At 52.7% G+C, this 2,663-nt stretch carries 3 protein-coding genes; all 3 read right to left on the bottom strand.

Annotation, left to right across the window (positions count from 1 at the left end):
- Positions 1–99: 99 nt before the first annotated feature.
- From motB to fliL, 3 genes are read right to left on the bottom strand one after another with little or no spacing between them, the layout of a single operon-like run.
- Complete coding sequence (gene motB, locus RTI30_RS13865; protein WP_312284091.1) at positions 100–1,047, bottom strand: flagellar motor protein MotB; 948 nt, start codon at positions 1,045–1,047, stop codon at positions 100–102.
- Positions 1,048–1,050: 3 nt separating this feature from the next.
- Entirely contained in the window at positions 1,051–1,911 is an 861-nt protein-coding gene (gene motA, locus RTI30_RS13860; protein ID WP_312284090.1) for a flagellar motor stator protein MotA, read from the bottom strand.
- Positions 1,912–1,923: 12 nt separating this feature from the next.
- Positions 1,924–2,424 carry a flagellar basal body-associated FliL family protein gene (gene fliL, locus RTI30_RS13855; RefSeq protein ID WP_312284089.1) on the bottom strand — a complete coding sequence of 167 codons (501 nt, stop codon included), beginning with the start codon at positions 2,422–2,424 and terminating at the stop codon, positions 1,924–1,926.
- Positions 2,425–2,663 lie beyond the last annotated feature (239 nt).

Genomic DNA, 2,663 nt, shown 5'->3' with positions numbered 1-2,663 from the left:
GCTACCCGGTAAAACCCCCGGATCCGGTACCCGACATGTTGAACCTGCATGGCACTCCTCCCTCGCCAAAGAAGTGCCAAAGGTTTGTGAACTTATGCACTAGGGGTTTGGCGTCGGCGATTGAGTAGCCGCGCTGTCCGTTAGTGACGCATTGGCAGCAGCCGCGCTGGAGACGTTCATCACTGCCTGCTGATTTTGGATGATCCTCTGCGCTGCCGCATTACTCAACACCACGATCGTCACCCGTCGATTAAGAGGCGAGTCAGGATTCTGGCGATCAAAAAGTACCGCCGAGCCCATACCCATTACGCGCAGTACCTTTGCCTCGGCCAAACCGTGCTGCACCAGTATTTGGCGAACGCTATTCGCCCTGCCGGCAGAGAGATTGAAATTGCTGTATCCCCGCCCGTCATTCAGATAACGTAAAGCATCGGTATGACCGGTGATGCTGATGCGATTGGGCAAGGTATTCAGAGTTGGCGCAATGGCCTCAAAAATCTTCCGCGCATAGGGTTCGAGTTCCACACTTCCGTTGGGAAACATCGGGCGCTTCGCACTGTCGACAACCTGAATACGCAAGCCCTCCGGACTGATGTTGATCAGCAGCTGCTTACGAAATATCGACAGCGCAGGATTACTGCGAATCTGCGCCTCGAGCTCCTGTTTCAACCGCTGCAAGTTTTGCCGATCGATTTCTTCGGCCTCCGTCCCCGGACTCTGTGCACTGGGTATGCGTTGCTGGCTCTGCCCATGCTGCACGTGCCCAACGGTTTTGTTTAAATTACTGCCGCCACCCGTCAAAATAGAGTTGGAGGAACCCGTTCCCGGCCCACCCATGAGAGAAACGCGCTCAGGATTCTTGAACCAGTTGGCAATGCCCTGCAGCGTTGCCTTGGTAGTAGAACCCAAAAGCCACATGAGCAAAAAGAAGGCCATGAGCGCAGTAACAAAATCGGCGTAGGCAATCTTCCACGCCCCGCCGTGACCACCACTGCTTTTCTTGATCCGCTTGATGATGATCGGCTGATCCTTCTTCGCCTCAGCCATCGCTTATTTTCCTTTCATTTCCCGCAAATGGGCATCCAGCTCTTGAAAGCTGGGTCGCTCAGTGGAATACAGCACCTTACGGCCAAACTCTACCGCCACTTGCGGCGGATACGCATTCATAGTCGCCAGTAAGGCCACTTTGATGCTCTCCAACATTTTGCTGCTTTCGGCAACACGATCTTCCATACGTGCCGCAATTGGCGAGACCACGGCATAGCCCATGAGGATACCGAGAAAGGTTCCCACTAAAGCCGCAGCAATCAATTCGCCCAGCACGGCTGGTGGCTTATCGACGGAGCTCATGACATTGACTACACCCATCACCGCAGCAACGATACCGAAGGCTGGCATACCATCTGCCGCCCGCGTAAGGGCATGAATCGGAACCTCCATTTCTCGATGATGGGTATCGATTTCGACGTCCATGAGATTTTCCATCTCAAAGGCACCCAAGGTGCCACCAATCATCAGGCGCAAATAATCGGTCATGAACTCCAATACATGATGGTCGGCAAGAATCATGGGATATTTCTTGAACAATTCGCTGTTTTGCGGGTCATCGACATCCGCCTCAATGGACATCAACCCCCCCTGGCGAATACGCACAAAGAGATCGTGCAATAGGCTCAATAATTCCATGTAGGCGGCGCGGGTGTACTTACTGCCCTTGAGCGCCATCGGGATGGTTTTCATCACTGCCTTGAAACTACGAGGAAAGGTCGAGGCAAAAAAGGCGCCAAATGCACCGCCAACGATCATCAACGCCTCAAAAGGCTGGATCAGGGCGGCAAGCTTACCACCCTCGGCCACAAATCCACCAAAAATGGCACCCAGGGCGATCAAATAGCCAATGATCAAAAACATTCTGCGCCTCGCCTATTGCACCACAAAGCTACTGAAATATGCCGCTACAATGGGCGGTGAACCAGATTTTTCTGTGGTTGGTAGGATGCCGCCGTCCGATTGCAAGACTTGGTTGACCACTTCTTTGATCTTCTCAAGTAGCTGGGCACGAACGGCTGGATCACTAACTTTGTCGGCCTGTTGAGCAGCGAGCAACTGCAAAATCTGACTGCGAATCTGCGGCATATAGGATTTGATTTTCTCGGCAATGTTGGGATCGTAGGTCTTCAATTGTACGTCGACTTGGATGTAATGCGTGGCGCCGTCACTGCTCTGCAAATTCGTTACCAAAGAACCAAGATCAATGAACTTCGTCTGCTGGGCACGCTGCGCTGCCAACTGCTCTGGGCTGGGAGCTGCTGTCGAACGCAGCAAAAACCACCAAGCACCTGCAGCAATAATGATCAGCAGCAATACCGCAATGATCCCCAACAACAATAATTTTTTCTTGCCACCCTTTTTCTGGTTCGTCATTGTTCTCCGCTCACTCATCTACCATGTATCAAGCTACCAAGATCTAGCAAAAACCAAGCGCTCGACCGCCATATGTTCCTCCTCCACTTCTTCACCGCTCCAGACGCGGGACAAAGCCAGCAGGATTGCCGGGCATTGCTCTAAGGACCCTCTGATTTAGCCCTCTGATACAATGGGTTGACCGAGTAGCTAGGAGATGACATCCATGACCGGACAGATGACCTTTGCCGAGGAGCCCA

This window comes from Candidatus Igneacidithiobacillus taiwanensis (assembly GCF_031962545.1).
GTDB lineage: Bacteria > Pseudomonadota > Gammaproteobacteria > Acidithiobacillales > Acidithiobacillaceae > Igneacidithiobacillus > Igneacidithiobacillus taiwanensis.
Note: the sequence above shows the minus strand (reverse complement) of the source record. Positions and strands in the feature narration are given on the sequence as shown.

What these genes read in the sequence shown, in the direction of transcription:
- motA (WP_312284090.1), bottom strand. Translation starts at nt 1,911, where the DNA reads ATGTTTTTGATCATTGGCTATTTGATCGCCCTGGGTGCCATTTTTGGT.
- fliL (WP_312284089.1), bottom strand. Translation starts at nt 2,424, where the DNA reads ATGACGAACCAGAAAAAGGGTGGCAAGAAAAAATTATTGTTGTTGGGG.
- motB (WP_312284091.1), bottom strand. Translation starts at nt 1,047, where the DNA reads ATGGCTGAGGCGAAGAAGGATCAGCCGATCATCATCAAGCGGATCAAG.